Origin of the sequence: Stieleria neptunia (assembly GCF_007754155.1) — a bacterium.
In the GTDB taxonomy this organism is placed as follows: Bacteria; Planctomycetota; Planctomycetia; order Pirellulales; family Pirellulaceae; genus Stieleria; species Stieleria neptunia.
Map to the genome: position 1 here is coordinate 8,997,213 of NZ_CP037423.1, position 17,922 is coordinate 9,015,134.

A 17,922-nucleotide genomic window follows, 5' to 3' on the forward strand; every position below is an offset into this window, starting at 1 on the left:
GTGAATCTTGAAGTTCGAATTTTGGAATTCAGATTGAGTTGCACGTCGACGCCACGCATCGACACCACGCATCGCTACCAGGCGTCGGCCGGGATCACTTCGTGGCCGGCCCGGGTGATCATTTGGCCGAGCACGATCTTGTCGAGCGATTCGTTCAGCAGATGCACACTGCCGTCGAGAAACAGCACCATGGCGCCGGCGGGATGCAACGAACGGATTTCGTTGTCGCCGACCCAAGCACGATCGTCGTTGATCGGGTGGGATTGCACGAACACGTTTCCGCCGTTGATCCATTCGCTGTCCGGCCCCACCATGTCTTCGCCGGTGGCCATCGTGTTGGACAAACCGTCCAAGCAATCGCGATAGCGAATCCGCTGTTCGTAAAGGAACACCCCGTCGTCCGGTTTTCGGTCGACGATGCGTTCCCCGAACAGGCCCCCGTAACTGATCTCGCCACGCCCGTTGCCTTGAGGAATTTCGGTGGGGCACAGATACGATTCGACCACGACCGCCGCCGCATCGGCGTTGCGCGGATGATCAAACGCGTAGTTGAAATCAACGGCCTCATACAACGCCTGTTCCCCCATCTGCGGCAACAGAAACGCCGACCAAGCCAGGTTCTTTCGTGTGCTCGGCTGGCCCCAAAACCGCCACTCCAAACATCCGATCGGCAACGACCGGTGCAGGTTGTGATAGGCATGCAGCGCCACACCGATCTGGTGCTGGTGGTTGCGGCAATTGGCCTGGCGAGCCGCCTCGCGGGCGAACTGGACCGCCGGCAACAACAGCGAAACCATGATCCCGATGATGGCGATCACGACCAGCAATTCGACCAGGGTAAACCCGATGCGGGTCGGCCCGCTGGCGGTGCCACGGATTGGACGGTTACGGTAACGCATGACCAGACTCGGATGTCCCGGCGGCAGCGAACGCTTTAGTGTACAGACCGATGCGCGCATTCCGGCATCCCACACTCTGGTGATGCAATCGTGCTTGCGCAAGCCAATCTGTTGACGCCGACCTCACCCTGGAAGGTCCCTGAAGCGTCCGTCGGGTGGTAGGTCTTCTGACTTCCCGATGACGTCGTCGCGCTTCGCCTTCTCGTCATTCGGTCATCTTGCGTCAAGCAGGACGATCCGCGGACAATGGCTAAAAGAGTGAAGCGTGGACGGCTGATTCCCACGTCGCCTTTGTTCAAACGACGTGAAAACCAACAGCATCGGTTACAGCGGCCGGGCCGTCTTGGAGTTTCACCAAAGTTCCCTGTTTCCGCGGACGATTCAATACCGCCCGACGGCACCACCAAACGTTGTGTGCGAAAGGTAGACCCGCCCGTACCGACTGTCAACCGTTTTTCCCGACGCGATCCAAGATGCCCGACACCCAAATCGTGCTGCCCGCACGCCTCGCCTCGACCCGATTGCCGGAGAAATTGCTTCAACAGGTGGCCGGCAAGAGCGTGTTGCAACACACCTACGAATCGGCCTCCCGCGCCGCCTCGGCGTCGGCGGGCGTGATCGTCGCGGTCGACGACCCGCGGATCGCCGACGAAGTGGAATCGTTCGGGGGCCGCTGGATCATGACCCCGACCGATTGCCCCAGCGGCACCGACCGCATCGCCCTGGTCGCCGACCGGTTTCCCACCACTGAGATTTTTATCAACGTGCAAAGCGACGAACCGGAGATCGACCCGGCGGCGATCGACGCCGTCGCCGAGACGCTCGCCGGCGATCCACAGGCCGACATGGCGACCGCTGGGACGCCGATCCGGTCGGCCGAGGCACTCCGCGACCCGGCGATCGTGAAGATCGTGATGGCCGGTTTTTCCCCGACAGCCGCCAGTTCAGGGCAGGGCAGCATCGGTGCGGGGCAGGGCAGTATCAGTGCAGGGCAGGGCAGTATCAGTTCAGGGCAGGGCAGGGCGGTCTACTTCAGTCGCGCCTGCGTCCCCCACCGCCGCGGCAGCGACCCGGCCGAATTGCTCCAGGCCAACCCGCCGATTTACTGGCACCACCTGGGGCTTTACGCCTATCGCCGCGACTTCTTGTCCTGGTTCGCCGGCTCGCCCCCCAGCGTGCTGGAAGAAACCGAGAAACTCGAACAGCTGCGGGCCATCGAAGCGGGAAAAAAAATCGTCGTCGCCGCAGTCGGCCCAGCCATGCCCGGAATCGACACGCCGGAAGATCTTGCCGCGTTTCGACAGCGCATCGAGGATCCCGCCACTTCCGGTTTTTCGTCAGCGCGGTATCATCCGCGTCCATGACCAAACACATCTTTGTAACCGGCGGGGTTGTTTCCTCGCTCGGAAAAGGCCTGACGAGCGCCTCCCTGGGCATGCTGCTTGAATCTCGCGGATTGCGAGTGCGAATGCAGAAGCTGGATCCCTACATCAACGTCGATCCCGGCACGATGAGCCCCTATCAGCACGGCGAAGTCTACGTGCTCGATGACGGCAGCGAGACCGACTTGGACCTCGGGCACTACGAGCGGTTCACCAGCGGCGCGCTGACCCGTGATTGCAACTACACGACCGGCCAGATCTATCTGTCGGTGATCGAAAAGGAACGCAAGGGGCGTTTTCTGGGGAAAACCGTCCAGGTCATCCCCCACATCACCAACGAGATCAAATCCGTCATCTCGCGAATGGGTGGTGACGACGTCGATGTCGTGATCACCGAAATCGGCGGCACGGTCGGCGACATCGAAAGCCTGCCGTTCCTCGAAGCGATTCGCCAATACTCCCAGGACGTCGGCCGCGAAAACGTGCTGTACATGCACCTGACCCTGGTGCCGTACCTGAAAGCCGCCGACGAGCTGAAAACCAAACCGACCCAACACTCCGTCGGCCAATTGCGTGAAATCGGCATCCAACCCGACGTGCTGGTCTGCCGCTGTGAACACTCGATCAGCCGCGAAGAACGCGACAAGATCGCACTGTTTTGCAACGTCCCGACCGAGGCGGTGATCGAAGAAAAAGACAAGGATTTTTCGATCTACGAAGTCCCGATCTCGCTGGTCGACAACAAACTCGACGAATTGGTCGTCAAGAAACTGGGGCTGTCCAGCAAGGCCCTCGACATCACCCCCTGGACCGATCTGCTGCACCGACTGCGCAACCCGCGGCACGAAGTCAGCATCGCCGTCGTCGGCAAATACGCCGAACACAAAGACGCTTACAAATCGATCTACGAATCGATCGACCATGCCGGGATGCACCACCAGGCGCAAATCCGCATCGGCCGGATCCAGAGCAGCGATATCGAACGCGAAGGATGCGAACGCCTGCTCGGCGGCTTTGACGGCATCCTGATCCCCGGCGGCTTCGGTGAACGCGGCGTCGAAGGCAAGGTCCAAGCCATCCGTTTCGCCAGGGAACGCGGCATCCCGTTTTTCGGAATCTGCCTGGGCATGCAGTGCGCCGTGATCGAATATGCACGCAACGTCTGCGGCCTGGAAAAAGCCCACTCCAGCGAATTCGACAAAGACACCCCGGACTCGGTGATCTGCCTGCTGGACGAACAGCAAAACGTGACCCAAATGGGCGGCACCATGCGACTGGGCAGCCAACCGACACTCCTGGCCGACGACAGCCGGGCGCAGCGGAGCTACGGGGCCGAGGAGATCCACGAACGCCACCGACACCGCTACGAATTCAACAACGCCTATCGTGATCAATTCCGCGAACACGGCATGAAGTTTTCGGGAACCAGCCCCGACGGAAGCCTTGTCGAAATCGTCGAATTGCCCGACCATCCCTGGTTCCTGGCCGTACAATATCACCCCGAGTTCAAAAGCAAGCCGCTGAAAGCGCATCCGCTGTTTGCCGGATTCGTCGAAGCCGCGATTGAACGAGGAACACGTAAACACGAACGTGAACAACCCGCCATCAGCCAACGCTAATCCACACGCCTGAAATCCCCATGTCAGAAAACAAAGAAGAACCGGAATTGGTCGTCGACAACGATTGGAAATCGCAGGTCGAAAAAGAAAAGACGCTCGCCGACGAACCCCAGCAAGCCGCCGCCGATGAACCCGCCGATGACCTCACCGGCGATCTGCCCCCGGCGTCACTGGCGATGCTGATCAGCACCTTTTACAGCCAAGCCATGGTCGCACTGGGCGTCATGGAAAACCCCGCAACGGGCGAAAAAGGGACCGACCTGCGGATCGCCAAACACTTCATCGACACCCTTGAAATGCTCGAAGAAAAAACCAAGGGCAACACCGACGAAGAAGAGGACAAGATGTTCGACGAAGTCCTGCATCTGCTCCGCATGGCCTACGTCGGTGCCAAGAAGGCGTAGGGCATGCCGGGTATCACTGCAACGGAGAACACTCACCGACGGCAAGGCGTACCCAAGGATCCCAGGCTGCTTTTCATCCGTGGGTACGCCCTGCCATCCGTGGGGTCATTCAAATCGGGCATTGGAGGCTTTCGATTCCGGCCGCGATCGAATCAGGCGGATGAACGGTGCCTGACGAATATCGATAGACGGATCACTACCGCGGCTGTCACGCACAGCGTGACCTACCGAAGAACGGAGGCGGAGCCTCCCCCGCATTGCGTTCCCAGGCGGAGCCTTGGAACGAGAGGAATTCATCACGCGCCACTGGCTCACGCCACGTGCTGGCATGCCCCCAGCGGGACGCGCCACCGAACTGACGCGCTACGCCGCCGGATACAACTGATACAGCATCAGGTAAACCAGCACGCCGGTCACCGACACGTACATCCAAACGGGGAAGGCGAATCGCACCAATTTCTTGTGCGCAACGATCCGGCCCTTCATCGCCAAGTACACCGCACGCAGCGCCAAGAACGGCACGGCGATCGCCAACAACAAGTGCGTGCCCAGGATCCCGTAGTACGTGTAGCGGGCCGCCAGCGGTGCGACCTCCGTATCGGTCGGAAAACGCGTGTTCGGCTCCCCGGTCGTCAGATACAACGCGACCTTGTGCAACAGATACAGCAACAAGAACAACGCGCTGATCCCCAGCGCCGTCAACATCATCTTCTTGTGCCCGCGCGGATTGCCTTGACGAATCCGGATCAACCCGAGCGCCAACACGACCGTCGCCGCGGCGTTCAACAACGCCGTGCAGTGCGGCAGATAATCGGCTAAAAACTGCCACATCGTTAATTAAGTCCCAAGTTCCAAGTTGATCGCCGGCATCTTTCTGCCCCCGATTTTTCTGCCATCTCGCTGCTGCCGCTACAGCATTTCGCTGATCGCCGCCTGCAGCTTTTCAAACTGCCTCGGCTCCGGCCAGCTGTAAAAGCCCTCGATCTTTCCTTTCGCATCGACCAGCACAAACTTTTCGGTGTGAAACCCCTTGTCGATCGGCTGCTGGAAAATCTCGCCCCCGATGCGGCGGATGTAGGTCAAATCGCCGGTCAAGAACAACCACTGGTCCTTGTCGGCACCGAAGCGGGCCGCATATTCCCGCATCACTTCCGGCGTGTCATTTTCGGGGTCGACGGAGATGGCCAGGAACTTGACGCCTTCGTCTCGAAAACGCTCCTGCAACTCTTTCAGTTTCTGGTTCTGTTGCGGGCAGACGCTCGGGCAGGTCGTGAAAAAGAAACTGACCACATAGGGCTCGCCCAACAGGTCTTCGCTCTTGACCAACTCGCCGCTGCGTTCGGTCAGTTCGAACCGGCTCAACCAGGCTTCGTCCTCAGGAGGATGAATCACTTCGTCGTTGGCGATTTCGGTACTGTCGGCAACCAGCGGCTCTTCGCCGGGCGCCACCTCGGCCGTGTAGACCACATCCTGGGGACCGGGCCCGGTGGGCGCCGAACGTTGGCGAAGCGTCCGCCCCACCAATCCGAAAATGACTCCCACAAACAAGATCGCGGCTAGGTTTGACGCAGTTCTCATAGATCACCAAAAGACACGGATCGTAACAACCGCCAAGACGGCGGGCAGCACCAGCAGCGAGGACCGCAGCAATCGGCGTGCCGTCACATCCGTTCGGCTTCGCGCGAACCGGATCGACGCCTTCAACATCGGGACCGTGGCCGCCAGCACCGCGACGCTGCACACGGCAGCGGGAACGATGCCCGGCGAGAGACAGCACAACACGACGCCGCACACGATCACCGCCAGCGACCCGGCGATGCTTTGAATCGCCGCGGAAATCCCCGTCGGCTCGACCGTCGTCGACATGCAAAATCCGGCCTGTTCATACTGGCGTCGATACAGCCAAGCGATGGCCATGAAGTGCGGATACTGCCAAGCGCCCAAGACGCCGAACAACAACCATCCGGTCCCATCGGCCAACGAACCGCCGAGTGCCGTGTAGCCGATCAACATCGGCAACGCACCGGCAATCGCCCCGACCGTCGTGTTCCAAGACGTCCGGGTTTTCATCGGCGTGTACAAAAACACGTACAGCAACCACGTCGCCAACCCGACACCCGCCGGCGTCAACGAGAACCCCATCCACAAGATCGCCAACCCCAGCGTGCCCATCGAGGCGGTAAAGGCCGTCGCCATGCCGGTCGACATCCGCGCCGAGGGTAGGGGACGAACCGCGGTGCGAGGCATGTTGCGGTCGATCACGCGCTCCCAAATCTGGTTCGCCCCGCCGGCGCTGCCGGCAACCATGCCGGTGCCCAACAACAACAAAGCGAGCGTGCCGAGCGAAACCGTCCCGCCGGCAGCGATCATCGCCGTGGCGACCGTCGTCACCAAGATCATCACGACGATCCGCGGCTTGGTCAGCTGAATCAGGTCAGAAACGAACACGCGAAACGAAACCACCGTCTTATCCACCGTCTTGTCCATCCCCTGACTCGAAGCCGGTGTTGCCTGGGCCGTCACTTCCATGCGTGGTGTCGCTTCCCTGCGTTGAGCCGGCGGTTCGAGTACGGCCACTCCCGGACCTTGGAGGTCGGATTCATAGCGGGAATCAGTGGCAAGGACGTTGCTGGACATAAATGATTAAACGGGGGTGGCAAGCGTTCGCTGACGTAAAACTTGAACCAGGATCACCGCCGCCGTCGCCAGAATCAGCGACCCGACCGCAACATGGGCGGTCACGATGATCGAATCCACAAATCCCTTTGAGCGAACCAAAAAGCCTTCGCCAAACGGAAGAAACTCCAAAACGCTCGGCCAACCGTAAGTGACGATCCATGTCCCGGTCCCGAGCAAGATTTGACAGCCCACAAACCATATCAGCCAACCCGCCGGCCTGGACAGCGTCAAATCGCCGCAGCGACGCACCAAAACGAACAAAACCGGCGTCAACAACCACAAACCGAAGGCAGTGACGATGTGGACCGCCACAATCAGCGTGAACGTTCCCGGCGTGGTCAACGGCTGGACGTGCCGGAGCTGTGCCCCCAGGACCAATTGCAAATAGCTCAACAGCACGGGCACCGCCGCCAGACCGACCACCCACCTGCTGAGTGGCTTGGCCGCTTCGGCCCCCTGTGCCGCCCGTTTTGCCGTCAGCTTGCGGTCCCACCAACGGCGACTGGTCACCGACGCGGCGATGCAGCACAGCGCAAACACCACGGGGCCGAAACAGCCGTGGATCATCGCCGTGGTCCGATCGCTCAACAAGACACGCACACCGCCCAACGCGCCTTGCGAAATCACGGCGACCAAGATCCCGACGGTCAACCAGACGACCGCGCGACGATCTTCACGCCGAATCGCGGCGACCACCATCGCGATCGCCACCAAACCGACGACGGCCCCCAACAGCCGGTGGCCGTGCTCGATGAACAGATCAAACGGTCCGTACAACCAAGTCGACAGCGGGTACAGAAACAGGTTGTACCCGTACGTCCCGGGCCAATCCGGTACCGCCATCCCCGCGTCATACGTGGTCACCAGGCCGCCGACCCAAATCAACGGCCAGACCAGACACACCGACAGCACCGCCAGACGATGCAACCACGGCGACCGCTCACCGGCCGGGCTTGGATTCGTTTCGATGGATTCGTTTTCGCTCATTAATTTCCCAAATTGCCTCACAACAGTGGGATAGGCTTCCAGCCTGTCGTCTCCCGCCCGTGGGATAGGCTTCCAGCCTGCCATCTCCCTCGCTCGACAGGCTGGAAGCCTATCCCACGGCAGCCCCTCCGGTCACTTTCCCTGCCGCATCGCGTGGATCTTCTCACCGAGAATACCGCCGGCCATCGCCCCTCCGGCACCAAAAATCGCACCCGGCAACACGCCGCCTTGCCCGGCCATCAGCATCAACCCAATGCCCAAACCCAAACCCACGATGGCTCCGACGCTGCGGTAACTGTCACGACTCATGGCTTCGCCTCATCAAGCGACCGAACATAGTGGACGATGTCCCACACCTGATCGCTGGTCAATTCTTTGTCCGACGGCTGATCCGCCACGCTTCGTCCGGCCATCGGTGTGCCGGCGATCCCGGCAACAATCCGGCGGTACAGCGTTTGGGGATCCCCGCCGCCGCGATAGACACCGTCGGTCAACGTTCGGGGGTAGATCTGCCGCGGTCGCAGCGCCCCCGCCGTGCGGAACGGCCGCACCGCCTCTCGATCGGTCGGCGTGACCGCGATGCCTTCGGTAAATTCTTTCGTCCAATCGTCAAAGTCAAAGGTGACGATGTCTCCGCCGCCTTGTTTTCCATGGCAACCGACACAATTGGCGATCGGGCCATGAAACCATTCATCGCCGCGCGCAATCGATGCCGCATCGTCCGGCGTTTCCTCGGGCACGGCGATCAACGATTGCGGGGCGTCGACCCACTGGCCGGTGATCCGGTCTAGCACGTCCCGGGCCACCTCCATGGCAAACGCGTCTTGGTCAAAGGTCGCCAGCGTCAACAGGCTGGCGTCGTCATCGGGCCGCGACTCTTCATAGCCCAACTCGACCACCGCTTCGGTCAGCAACCGCCGTTCAAATTCGCCTCGAACCGACAGATAGATGACGTAGTCGACCAAGGCCTGCAGATCATCCTCGGAAAGCCGCTGGAACGACGGCATGCCTGTCCCGGGTGCACCGTGACGCAGAATCGTCATCAAATCCTCGCGGGTCGGCTTGGCCCCCCGCTCGGTCGATTTCCACTTGTAGACGCCGGGGCGAAAGTCACGCGGATAAGGGTTTTGCAGCAACGACGCCGGGCCATTCCCGCCGCCGGATACCCCGTGACAGGTCACACAGTGCTCATTGAACAGCCCGAAGTGACGGTTGTCTTGATCGCTGTAGACTGGCCCGGCGGCGCGCTGCAAATTCTCCAGACGGACCAGGGATTTCGCGTCGTCGCGCGACATCTGTTCGGCCGGCCAGCGCGGTTCGATCGGCGTGCCAAACCATGCCTCCAGGGCCGCGGTGGTGTCTTCCGCGGCAAGCTCGGTCGGGGCATCCAGCTTGGCCGAGACGACCAGCGAATGAACCTGGTTCGGCGGATAGTGCTCCACCGGTGCATCACAGCCGCACAGCAGCATCGCGACGCACAACACCGGGGCAAGCCGAATTGTGGCAAGCCGAACCGGCGCGAACCCGGGTGCCGGGTCAGACGGCACCGAAAAAATCGACATTCTGCAGAGGGTTGGTCTCATAGGAGCAGCGTAACCGAACGCGATCGAATGAACCAACCGAATCAATTGTCGCAGTTCCCCAGCAGCGGCGAGATTCAAACGCCGCCGCTTTCCATGAAAGAACGCAGCGTCACTTAGAACGCGTCGACGGGAACCTCGATCGTGCCCATGTCGTTCATGCCGGATTTGATGTCGACTTCAAACTTGCTGCTGCGCCATTCGGTTTCTTCACCGTCGACGATCACCTCTTTCAACGACCCATTTTCGTGGTTGGCACGGAAAACGACTTCGCCGACCGGCAATCCCTTGATCTCCAGCACGCCGTCTTCATTGCTGACCGCGGCAAAGGGGTGATCGAGCACGACGACTTGAGCCTTCATCCAGTTGTGGATGTTGCAGGCGACCGGAATCGGCGCCGGCTCGTCTTCTTTCAGCTCGATGTCGACCGAACCACCCGAGGGAACGGTCAGGTTCTGCTGGGTGTTGTTGAAGAATTGGAAATTGGCGTTGTGACCGACCTTGTCCGGGTTGGTGACTTTGATCGTGTCGCCTTTCTTGGCGATCAACACGTGGGGCTCGAACCGGCAGTCTTTGTTGGCCAGCTCATGCGTTTTGGGCTCCAATTTCATCGGCGGCAACTGGGTACCGCGACGCCCGGTGTAGACGTACACAATGACATTTTTGATGCCGTTGTTCTTGGCGTTCACCACCAAGGTCTCGTCCGGAATCTTTTTCAAACCGCAGAACGCTTGGTCCACGTTGGGCGCGATCGGCGGAAAGGTCTTCGCAGCTCCCTTCAACTTGAACGTCATCCGCAACGTTCCGGTTTCCTGAGCCTGGGCGGGAGAAACCGCGGCCAGCAACGTGCTAACGGCGATCGCCGCGGCTGTCGGAACGAACAAACGGGTCAAAGATACAAAGTGGTTCACACTGAAACTCCTAGAGTGGTGGATGCCTGGAACGCAACGAGTGTAATTGGTCCGCGGGCGCAAATTAAGACCGCGTCCAGCAGTGACGTCGAAAGCTCTCACAAAGCCTCGTTCAAGACGAGTGATGAAAAAGGCGGCGGCCGAACCGGAGCGGGGGACTCAGTCGGCCGCCACCTTCTCAAAAACTAGTCGTCGGGAGTCGCGCCGCCATTGGGGTGGGGTGGGGTGCATAGGCGACAGAAACACGAATCCCGGGGGGTCACGTGGGATTATACGCCCGAAGGAATAAATGTCTACCGCTAACGAACGATAAAGCCCCCCGAAGTTCCGTCGGCGCGGGCGGCATCGAGCCCCCATGGCCGGAGTCGCCTTTTTTGTTAGCGGCAGGGCGCAAGCCCTCCGGTCTTTCCGCTCGCGCGGGAGTTGACGCCACACATCCGAAAAGAGGTCGTGCAGTTTTTAAGTCGTTGATAGAAAACGGTTTTCGTCACTCTCCCCCTGGGAGAGTCGAGCGCAGCGAGGAGAGGGTTTGCGTTGTTGCTTGGGGTCGCCCATCAAGAGTGAAGTGAACGTGGCGATCCACCGTTCGACCTCCCCTCGCTGCGCTCGACCCTCCTGCCAGGAGGGTGACTTTAAAACCGCACGACCTCCGCACGGGAGGGTTACCTCCGAACAATAGGAACACACGACCAAAAGCACGCCGCACGCGATCCCACCCAGGCGCCATCTGCCATCAACTGCCTCAAACAATTACATTGCCCGATTCAGTGGTCTTCTTCGGATAAATCCTTCCTGCGGTGAATGTGATGAAAGTTTTGGTGGTCGGCAGCGGCGGGCGAGAACATGCCCTGGCCTGGAAACTGGGACAGAGTCCCAAGGTGACGGAAGTGTTTGTCGCGCCGGGCAACGCAGGCACCGCACTCGAAGCGACCAACGTTGACATCGCGGCGACGGATGTCGACCAGCTGGTCGAATTTGCCAAGACCAACGCGATCGATTTGACCGTCGTGGGCCCCGAAGCGCCACTGGTGCTGGGACTGGTCGACGCGCTCGAAACAGCCGGGCTGCGCGTCTTCGGCCCCTCGGCCGCCGCGGCGGAACTGGAAGGCAGCAAGGTGTTTTGCAAGAACCTGCTGCACACCGCCGACATCCCGACGGCCGACTACCGCACCTTTCGAAACGCCGACGACGCCTCGCGGTACATCAAAGACAAATACAGTGAGCCGACCGACCAGGTTCCGGTCGTCGTCAAAGCCGACGGGCTGGCCGCCGGCAAAGGCGTGATCGTGTGCCAAACGCGGAGTGACGCCCTGCAGGCGATCGATCGCATCGCCGGACAAAAGGAGTTCGGCGAGGCGGGCAACGAATTGATCATCGAAGAAAAACTGATCGGCCAGGAAGCCAGCGTGCTGGCGATCACCGACGGCGAAACCATCATTTCGCTGCCGGCCGCCCAAGATCACAAACCCGCGCACGACGGCGACACCGGTCCCAATACCGGCGGCATGGGCGCCTATTGCCCCACCCCCATCGTCGACGAAGCGATGTTCGAAAAGATCGAATCCGACGTGCTGGTCCCCGTCGTCCACGCGATGAAGCGGGCGCGAAAACCGTTCAAGGGCGTGCTGTACGCCGGATTGATGCTGACCGCGGCCGGCCCCAAGGTGCTGGAATTCAATGTCCGCTTCGGTGACCCGGAATGCCAACCGCTGTTGATGCGGCTGAAATCGGATCTGTTTGACATCCTGGTCGCCGCCGCCGACGGAAACCTCTCCGAACTCGAACCGCTCCAATGGGACGAGCGTCCCAGTCTGTGTGTCGTGATGGCCAGCGAAGGTTACCCGGGCAGCTACGAAAAGGGCCGCGTGATCACTGGATTGGACGAGGCGGCGAAGGTCGACGATGTGAAAGTCTTTCACGCCGGAACGACGACCGCCGATGGCAACGTCGTCAATGACGGCGGGCGTGTCTTGGGCGTCACCGCGATCGGCAACACCATCAGCGCCGCCAAACTCAAGGCCTACACCGCAGTGCAAAAAATCCGCTGGCCCGGCGCCTGGTGCCGCAAAGACATCAGCGACAAAGCGCTGCAGTAAGCCAACCCCTTGTCCCCAGGCTCCGCCTGGGAACAAGGAGGTAGGGCATGCTGTGCATGCCGGATGTCACGCACAGCGTGACCTACGGCTACATTTCGACTACTGCGCCACCGAGCGGGTGCCGCCGCCGGCGAAGTTGACGTAGATCGGGCTGCCTTCTTTGATCGGTCGCGCCGCCGACGCGTAGCCCTTGGCATAGATCTTCTCACGCAACTTGCGGAACGAGCCGTAGCTATCCGGATAGACCGCGACGGTCACCGTCGTCGTGCCCGGTGGGTATTGCGACAGTTCGACATCCAACCAATCATCGTTGGCCAACACCTCCTCGATCGGCGTTCCGTGGGGTTCGCGGAGCGGCTCGAACGACGCAACGACGACACGCGCGCGACTCATCCGGGCGATCGCATTGCCGTTGCTGACCAATTCGTTGCTGCGGTTCAGCACGTACCGCGCGACGTAGCCGCGCACCGGACCGACCGCCGCATCACTGACGCCTTCGCGAAGACTCGACGACGTGCGGCGAAAATTGCGACCGATCTCATCGGCCAACAACTCAAACGGAATCACGGACAATCGATCGTCCTTCAAACGAAAATAGACCTCTTCGCCGAACACGGTCTTGGCCATCGGAGTCGGCAGGTGGGAGATCGCGACGATCGGCGGCTGCTTGCTTTCCAATTGCGTTCGTGCACCGGCCAACTCCGCCAATTCGTTCTTCAGCTTCGATGCTTCGGCATTACGGATCGCGGCTTGGCGATTGGCGTCGTCCAGCTTGGTTTGTTCGTCTTCCCAGGCCGCTTCGGCTTCAGTCAACAAGGTCAACAGAATCGTCCGACGTTCGGCTTGCTGTGCGATCTTGGAATCCAAGACTTTGATCGTTCGCTCCAGTCGCATCGAATCGGCCTGTGCCGACGCCGCGCGGGCTGCCACCGTTGCCAGCGTTTCCATCTCCGCTTCGGCCGCAATTCGTGATTTCGGATCCAGCGGTTCTTTCACCTGCGGTTTCGCATCACGCATGACCGCCTCCGATTGGGCGCCCAACACCACAACCAAAATGATCAGGATTCCGACCAGGTTGGCGACGATGTCCAAAAAGGCATCGTGCCCCACCGAAACGCCTTCTCTGCGATGTCGCCCGCTCATTTCAATTCACCCCGCGGGTTGCTTTCTGCCTGAGTGTAACCGGCGTCTTGGTTGGAATCGGCCCGTTGGATCGGTAGCCCGCTGCCGGTCATCAATCGTTTCCATTGTTCGTATTGCAGTTCGGCGCCGGGCACGACTTCGACCTTCAACTGTGGCGACCAACGGGCACCCGGCGCAGCGGCCCCCCAACGTTCGATCCGGTCACGCACCGACGTGGCCAGTTGCAGCGTCACCAGATTGACTCCGTCGGGTTCGATCAAAAACGTTTCGCTCCGCCGCATCCCGGCGTCGGGCAACAAGATGAAACGATCGGCGTGGATTTGCAGCCGAACCGATCGAACGATCTCGTTGCCACGCGCCAACACGACACTGCTGGGCAGCGCCCAATCGGCGCCGTTGCGTTGCACCAACGAACGGGACTTTCGCGACGTCGTCTGTTCGGCGGACGTGGGATTTTGATTGGCCGCATTCTGGGCTTGGCCGTCGGTCGGTTGCCCGGCTTTCCTGCGCTGCGAGACCTGGGGTTGATCCAAGCGATTCATTCCCATCGGCGCACCGGCCATGGGACCGATCCCAGCGGGGTTGTCGCCGGCTTGCTCGCTGGCCTTGCCGATGACACGCTGCCGACCGCCGGAGTCGGCGTTGCCTTGGGCCAACATCGCTGACGCGGAATCGGCATCACCGCTGGACGGATAATGCAATCCGGGCGTGTTTGCATCGGGCGTGTTCGATGGGGGGCGGGATTGATCGGGTGATCCCGAGTCTGTTCCCGCGGCGATCTGGTCGACCGCCGTCATGGCGGCCTGGTCCAGATCCCGGTCGGATTCCACCTCGGCGAACGAGGAAGCGGAATCTTGCAACTGTCGTTCCAGCCGCCGCTTGGCCGCTTCGGATGTGATCGGCGACGGGTTGCCACCGCCCGCGCGACTGCCCGTGCGACCGTAGGTTGGGGTCGGAAACATGCGATGGTCGCGGAAACCACTTTGACGCCCCTGACGATCCATCTGCGAAACCGACAGACGCGGCACCGGTTTCACAGGCTCACGTGGTGGATCCGCATACGAGCCGACGGAGCCGTCTCCGCCGAACGGGCTTTCCGCCACCGCGGATTTCCCCGTCACTGGGCCGGACGGTGCCGGCGATTGCCCGGCGCCGCCGGCGGCCGTTTGACGGTCATAGATGCCGCCCGTTCCGCCGGGTCCGGCCGGAGAGCGACTGCCTGACCCACGAATCGATCGCGCGATCGATTGTCGGGTCATCCGATCCAGCGCCTGATTGATCGCGTACTGCATCCGCTGCCGCATGGTCGGATCGGGGTTGGGGTACGCCAGGTTGACCTCCGCCGGAACCAGTTCGTACCCGAACTGGTCGTCCCAATCCAACATGGCCGACCGGGCGGCATAGTAGCTGTCGACGCCCTCGGGGCGAACCAACAGCATCGGGTAGGGCGGGATGGCATCGCCGTATTGCTGCATCGCGTGATAACGTGCGGCGCGGAGCGCGTCATCGAGCGGGTTCGCATCCCGCGACGATTGTTCCAATTGTGTCCGCGTGATGGCGACGCCTTCGGGCCAGATCGTCACGCCCTTGGCGGTGCATTCCAAATAGATCGGACGACGCTCGGTGCCGTTGGGGCCTTGGTGGGGAACGATGACGAAACGCGGCTTGGCGGTTTTGATTTCCTCGCGCAACTTCTTCACGACCAGCTGTTCTTTGACCAGCTGTTCGTTCAGCGATTCTAATTCTTCGGCGGTCGCGGCCGGCGGCGGATCATCCGACATCGCCTGCTCCATCGCCTCGCTGATCTGTTTCAATCGCTGACGGATCCGCCGCATGTGGTCTTCGACGTGAGCCAATTGGTTGCGTCGGTCTTCCAGGTCACCGGTCTGTGCTTCGCGAAACGAAATCAATTCGCCCAGGCGAAACGCTTCCTCTTCGACCAGCAGCTCGACGTCACCCACGGTCAACTGCCCCGGGGCGCGGGTGCGTTCTTGAGCCGCCGTTTCGGCGATCTGCTGCGCCGCGTCGGAGGTGTTTTGTGCCACCAATGCCAACAACAGAATCAGGGTTCCCAGCGTGCAAACCAAAACGGCCAGGAACGGAAACAGCGTCGGCGAAAGTGTCTTTCGTCGCCGCCCGCTCATGCAGCCCGCCTCGATTCATGTGACACGTTGGATTTGCCCACGGTCATTTCACGGGCCAACACATCGACCGCCCGGGCCAACACGATCATGGCATCGGCCATGCCCTGGCCGGCCGCTGCGCCGATGTTTTCATCGATGCGGCGGTTCGTTTCGTCCAACAGGTTCAAATTGGCCGCCAACGTTTGCTGCAGGTTCAACACCGAACCGGCCTGCTCGCGAACCAACGCGGCCTGATCGACCTGGTCCAACATCATCGCCTGCTGTTTCGTCATCGCGTCGGCACCGGCAATGATCGTTTGCTGCCAGGCGGCGAGTTGCGATTGCCACTTGTCGAATTGGATCCCGAGCTGTTCACGGTTCCGCTGTGTCGAATGTTCCATCTGCCCGGCATGGTCGCGCAGTGCGGGCACGAGCGTTTGCTCGACCGCATCGATGAAGCTCTGTGATTGGACGTTGTGGGCTTGCTGCCAGTAGCCCTGCGCTTCGTCGATCGTTTGACGCCACAACGACGTCTGGTTGCTCAACGATTCCGCGACCGCCGCGCGGACGCCCTCGCACAGCTGGGCCAGCAATTCGAATTGATTGTCGGCGGCTTCGTCACCGGGCAAGTGCAGCCCGGTTAAATAGCCGACGCGTTCGTCGATGGCGGCCAACAACTGTTGCTCGCTGCGTTCGACCGGAAACTGTAAAAAGATCGCGACGATCGACAGCACCAACCCCAGCGCCGTGGTGTCAAACGCGACGTACAAGCCACTCTTTAAGTTGTCGACCGCGGCGTTGCCGTTGGAAAAATCCAACCCGCCGAGTGTTTGCGTGATCCCGATCACGGTGCCCAAAAACCCCAGCATCGGGATCGCCCAGACAATGATACGGATCAGTGCGAAGGAGTCGTGGGCCGAATCGGCGTCCCGCGACGAAAGCTCGCGCAAGTCGTCGGCCAAATGCTTGGTCGTCCCGCGGCCGGATTGCCGCATCAAGACTTCACGCAGACGAACGACCAGTTGAGAACGACCGATGTCGCGCGGCAGCTTGGCCAGATTGCTCGACCATGCTTGGGCCACGAACCCCGCGTCGTGCCGATCGCGAAACTCCTGGGTCGGTGAATCGATTTCTCGTCGCGGCGTCAACGTCGCATCATCGGCGCGGCGCAACAACGACCACTGCTGACGCGTCGCCCATGACTTGAGCGACAGGATAGAAACGGCGACGCAGAACAAGATGGTCGCCGCGATGGCGACGGGGTGGCCGAGGAAGTAGCGTTCTAGCGGGGCCCACTGCGTGACGTAAATCACCGCGTAAAAGACGCCCGCCATCACGCCCCCGCCCGTGACCGCGACGATGCCGCTGAGCCGGTCGCGGTGATCCGCAACACGACTGTCTTGGTTGCTATCAAACTTGCCTGCGTTTTGCGATTCAGTCTTGCTCACGCCAGCGTCCTTGCCGGTTCGAGGGGTCAAAATGTTGCACCGGTATCCAAGCACAATCCTTACCACCCCATCGTCTTTCCCCTCAGGTCAACTTCACCCAATCCACAGAATTCAACACCGCCCCCTGTGCGTGGCGCAAGCAATCCGTGGCGTAAGCTTCCAGCTTGCGATCCGTGGCGTCAGCCACGAGCGCGCAAAAGTGCCATAAGCTTCCAGCCTGCGAGCAGCCTGCCTGGCAAGCTAGAAGCTTACCCCACTACTGAACCAACTCTCCCTCGACATAGACAGACGTCTTCTGGCCGGTCGTCAGGCCGTTGAGTCCCAAGGGGTCGATGGTCGTCACCTTGCCTTCTGACGCCTTTGCTTCGACTTCGTAAACCATCAGCACCGTCGCCGCGGACTTGATCGCGACGTGTTCCTCGTGGTGCCACTGCTGGGCCGGAACACAAACCATCACGGGCTTTCCCGGCGTGGGCTCGGGCAGCGCCACCGAATCCACGTTGGCGATTCGGAACGCGATGAAATGGTCCAGCGATTCGGGGACGTCGGCCGGCGGTCCGTCCTGGATCGTCTGAGCCGGAATCAAATAGAACGCCGGTTGGCCCAGCATGACGTAAGCGTTCTATCTTCCCATGTTGACGGGAGCGGTAG

16 protein-coding genes and 1 riboswitch are annotated in these 17,922 nt (G+C 60.9%); of the genes, 4 read left to right on the forward strand and 12 right to left on the reverse strand.

Translation table 11 applies throughout. From position 1 onward, the window contains the following. Positions 1 to 74: 74 nt before the first annotated feature. Complete coding sequence (locus Enr13x_RS31395; protein ID WP_145390875.1) at positions 75 to 899, reverse strand: DUF1559 domain-containing protein; 825 nt, start codon at positions 897 to 899, stop codon at positions 75 to 77. 140 nt (positions 900 to 1,039) lie between these two features. Then, positions 1,040 to 1,306: riboswitch (cobalamin riboswitch) on the reverse strand. Between the two features lie 66 nt (positions 1,307 to 1,372). On the opposite strand from Enr13x_RS31395, the gene Enr13x_RS31400 reads away from it, so the two are divergent. The 3 genes from Enr13x_RS31400 to Enr13x_RS31410 are packed head-to-tail and all read left to right on the forward strand — an operon-like array spanning position 1,373 to position 4,304. Continuing rightward, positions 1,373 to 2,263, forward strand: a complete 891-nt coding sequence (locus tag Enr13x_RS31400) for a 3-deoxy-manno-octulosonate cytidylyltransferase (RefSeq protein ID WP_145390876.1) — start codon at positions 1,373 to 1,375, stop codon at positions 2,261 to 2,263. Then, entirely contained in the window at positions 2,260 to 3,900 is a 1,641-nt protein-coding gene (locus tag Enr13x_RS31405) for a CTP synthase (protein ID WP_145390877.1), read from the forward strand. Before Enr13x_RS31400 ends, Enr13x_RS31405 begins: the two co-directional genes overlap by 4 nt. 20 nt (positions 3,901 to 3,920) lie before the next feature. Next, on the forward strand, positions 3,921 to 4,304 hold the full coding sequence (locus tag Enr13x_RS31410) for a DUF1844 domain-containing protein (RefSeq protein ID WP_145390878.1): 384 nt from the start codon (positions 3,921 to 3,923) through the stop codon (positions 4,302 to 4,304). A 363-nt stretch (positions 4,305 to 4,667) separates the two neighbouring features. On the opposite strand, the gene Enr13x_RS31415 is transcribed toward Enr13x_RS31410, so the two are convergent. The 7 genes from Enr13x_RS31415 to Enr13x_RS31440 form a co-directional block, all read right to left on the reverse strand. After that, positions 4,668 to 5,135 (reverse strand): DUF420 domain-containing protein, encoded by a 468-nt coding sequence (locus tag Enr13x_RS31415; RefSeq protein WP_145390879.1) that lies wholly within the window; start codon positions 5,133 to 5,135, stop codon positions 4,668 to 4,670. A gap of 78 nt (positions 5,136 to 5,213) precedes the next feature. After that, complete coding sequence (locus Enr13x_RS31420; protein ID WP_145390880.1) at positions 5,214 to 5,882, reverse strand: SCO family protein; 669 nt, start codon at positions 5,880 to 5,882, stop codon at positions 5,214 to 5,216. Positions 5,883 to 5,885: 3 nt separating this feature from the next. Next, positions 5,886 to 6,941, reverse strand: a complete 1,056-nt coding sequence (cyoE, locus tag Enr13x_RS31425) for a heme o synthase (protein ID WP_145390881.1) — start codon at positions 6,939 to 6,941, stop codon at positions 5,886 to 5,888. A 6-nt stretch (positions 6,942 to 6,947) separates the two neighbouring features. Continuing rightward, positions 6,948 to 7,970, reverse strand: a complete 1,023-nt coding sequence (locus Enr13x_RS31430; RefSeq protein WP_145390882.1) for a COX15/CtaA family protein — start codon at positions 7,968 to 7,970, stop codon at positions 6,948 to 6,950. 132 nt (positions 7,971 to 8,102) lie between these two features. Further along, positions 8,103 to 8,279, reverse strand: a complete 177-nt coding sequence (locus Enr13x_RS38415; RefSeq protein WP_197455483.1) for a hypothetical protein — start codon at positions 8,277 to 8,279, stop codon at positions 8,103 to 8,105. Next, positions 8,276 to 9,532: a cytochrome c gene (locus Enr13x_RS31435; RefSeq protein ID WP_231743888.1), complete on the reverse strand. Its 1,257-nt coding sequence runs from the start codon at positions 9,530 to 9,532 to the stop codon at positions 8,276 to 8,278. Before Enr13x_RS31435 ends, Enr13x_RS38415 begins: the two co-directional genes overlap by 4 nt. 134 nt (positions 9,533 to 9,666) lie before the next feature. Further along, a complete protein-coding gene (locus tag Enr13x_RS31440; RefSeq protein WP_231743889.1) occupies positions 9,667 to 10,461 on the reverse strand; it encodes a methylamine utilization protein in 795 nt (264 codons plus the stop codon). Between the two features lie 806 nt (positions 10,462 to 11,267). Here Enr13x_RS31440 and purD point away from each other — a divergent pair. Then, a complete protein-coding gene (gene purD, locus Enr13x_RS31445; protein ID WP_390621045.1) occupies positions 11,268 to 12,557 on the forward strand; it encodes a phosphoribosylamine--glycine ligase in 1,290 nt (429 codons plus the stop codon). Between the two features lie 99 nt (positions 12,558 to 12,656). Here purD and Enr13x_RS31450 read toward each other — a convergent pair whose 3' ends face one another. From Enr13x_RS31450 to Enr13x_RS31465, 4 genes are all read right to left on the reverse strand, one after another. Next, positions 12,657 to 13,700, reverse strand: a complete 1,044-nt coding sequence (locus tag Enr13x_RS31450) for a hypothetical protein (protein WP_145390884.1) — start codon at positions 13,698 to 13,700, stop codon at positions 12,657 to 12,659. After that, positions 13,697 to 15,844, reverse strand: coding sequence for a hypothetical protein (locus tag Enr13x_RS31455; RefSeq protein WP_145390885.1), 2,148 nt, complete (start codon positions 15,842 to 15,844; stop codon positions 13,697 to 13,699). The genes Enr13x_RS31450 and Enr13x_RS31455 overlap by 4 nt, the downstream gene beginning before the upstream one ends. Next, on the reverse strand, positions 15,841 to 17,271 hold the full coding sequence (locus tag Enr13x_RS31460; RefSeq protein WP_231743890.1) for a MotA/TolQ/ExbB proton channel family protein: 1,431 nt from the start codon (positions 17,269 to 17,271) through the stop codon (positions 15,841 to 15,843). The genes Enr13x_RS31455 and Enr13x_RS31460 overlap by 4 nt, the downstream gene beginning before the upstream one ends. Positions 17,272 to 17,527: 256 nt before the next feature. Beyond that, a complete protein-coding gene (locus tag Enr13x_RS31465; protein ID WP_145390886.1) occupies positions 17,528 to 17,881 on the reverse strand; it encodes a DUF7450 family protein in 354 nt (117 codons plus the stop codon). Between the last annotated feature and the right edge of the window lie 41 nt (positions 17,882 to 17,922).